Below are 1,696 nucleotides of genomic sequence, written 5' to 3' on the forward strand. Positions count from 1 at the left end.
GAGATCACCCAGCCCTTCCGGGCTGCGCTGTCGCGCAGCAAACATGAGATGTACGGCTTCAGATCTACAGTGGCGCTGACATGTTGAAAAAGAAAAGGCGGCTGGCCCGGTAGGGCCAGCCGCCTTTTGCTTTGTTAGGGTTCGTGTGCGCGGGACAGAGATCGTAGCCAGCACTGGTGTGTGTGCGCACACCCGCGTAGGAGAGTGATCCGCACGGTATCGGCGTGAAGTCCCTGTAGGCATCAGCTGAACCAGCTGTGACCACGTATGAGAGAGTGAACCCTTTCGCCACCGTGTGCCCCGCGCGCCCTTTATCCTGCGAGGATTCATCATGGCGCGCAAGCCTTCCAAGCAACGCTTTACCGTCGTTCATCCCGATTGCGCTGCGATCGACGTAGGTGGCCGAGAGCATTTTGTCGCGGTCGACCCTCGACACGACAACGCAGTCCAGTCCTTCACATCCTTTACCGACGACTTGTACAAGTTGGCCGATTGGCTCCAAAGTCTGGCGATCAAGGTCGTAGCCATGGAGTCCACTGGCGTTTACTGGATCCCCATTTACGAGATTCTCAGCGAGCGCGGTTTCGAGGTTTACCTCGTCAATGCTCGGGCCACACGACAGATCACCGGGCGCAAATCCGATGTTCTGGACTGCCAATGGATCTGGCAACTGATGACTCATGGACTGCTCAGAGGCGCATTCCGCCCCGATGATCTGACCTGCTGTGTCCGCTCACTGGTCAGGCAGCGGGCTTCCAAAGTGAAAGATCAGGCGCAGACGCTGAACCGGATGCAGAAGGCCATGAGCCAAATGAACATCCAGCTGGCCAATGTCATCAGTGACATTTCCGGCGTAACTGGCATGAGGATTTTGCGAGCCATCTGCGCAGGGGAACGGGACCCAGTGCAACTGGCTGAACTGACCGACCGCCGCATCAAGGCAGGCAAGGAGGCTGTCGCTCGGAGTCTTCATGGCAATTGGCGATGCGAGCATTTGCATGCGCTAACTCAGGAATTGGCTGCCTATGACTTCCTTGAGCAGCAAATTGCTGATTGTGACGACGCCATAAAAACCGCGTTAGAGCAGCTGCCAGTGCTGCAAACCAAGCCAGAGCCATCCAATAAGCCTTTACGAAGCCCACACCGAAGCGGCGCCCAGCAGACTGAATTGCATCAGACATTGTGGAAGGTTCTTGGCGTGGACCTAACCGCAATTCCGACCATTGGAGTGGACACTGCGTTAGTGCTGGCAGGGGAGATCGGTACAGATCTATCACGCTTCCCGTCCTCACAGCACTTCTGCTCTTGGTTGGGACTGGCTCCCCCTACCCGAATTTCCGGCGGTCATCGACTGGCAGGTGGCGGGCCCAAGATAGTCAATCGGGCAGCTCAAGCACTCAAGCAAGCCGCATCCAATGCTCGTAACGACAAGGGCTTCATTGGCGCATCGCACCGAGCCAGGCTGACTCGAATGGATACCAGCTGTGCGATCAAAGCCACTGCGCATCAGTTGGCACGTCTGGTGTACAACCTGTTAACCAAGAAACAGGCTTATGTTGAACAAGGTCTTGAAGAGTTCGAAACCAGAAGCCAGGACCGGCAGGTCCGGGCTTTGCTTCGCAAAGCCCGGAAACTGGGGTATCAACTCGTGGCTGCCTGAAGGTTGAAAATCAATGGGTTGCATTTTGTTTGATGA

1 protein-coding gene is annotated in these 1,696 nt (G+C 56.1%); it reads left to right on the forward strand.

Features of this window, described 5'->3' with window-relative positions; all coding sequences use genetic code 11:
• The first annotated feature begins 331 nt into the window (after window positions 1–331).
• Window positions 332–1,660: an IS110 family transposase gene (locus ABI582_RS28580; RefSeq protein ID WP_338745177.1), complete on the forward strand. Its 1,329-nt coding sequence runs from the start codon at window positions 332–334 to the stop codon at window positions 1,658–1,660.
• The last annotated feature ends 36 nt before the right edge of the window (window positions 1,661–1,696 follow it).

Source organism: Pseudomonas sp. SAS7, assembly GCF_052112345.1.
GTDB lineage: Bacteria > Pseudomonadota > Gammaproteobacteria > Pseudomonadales > Pseudomonadaceae > Aquipseudomonas > Aquipseudomonas putida_Q.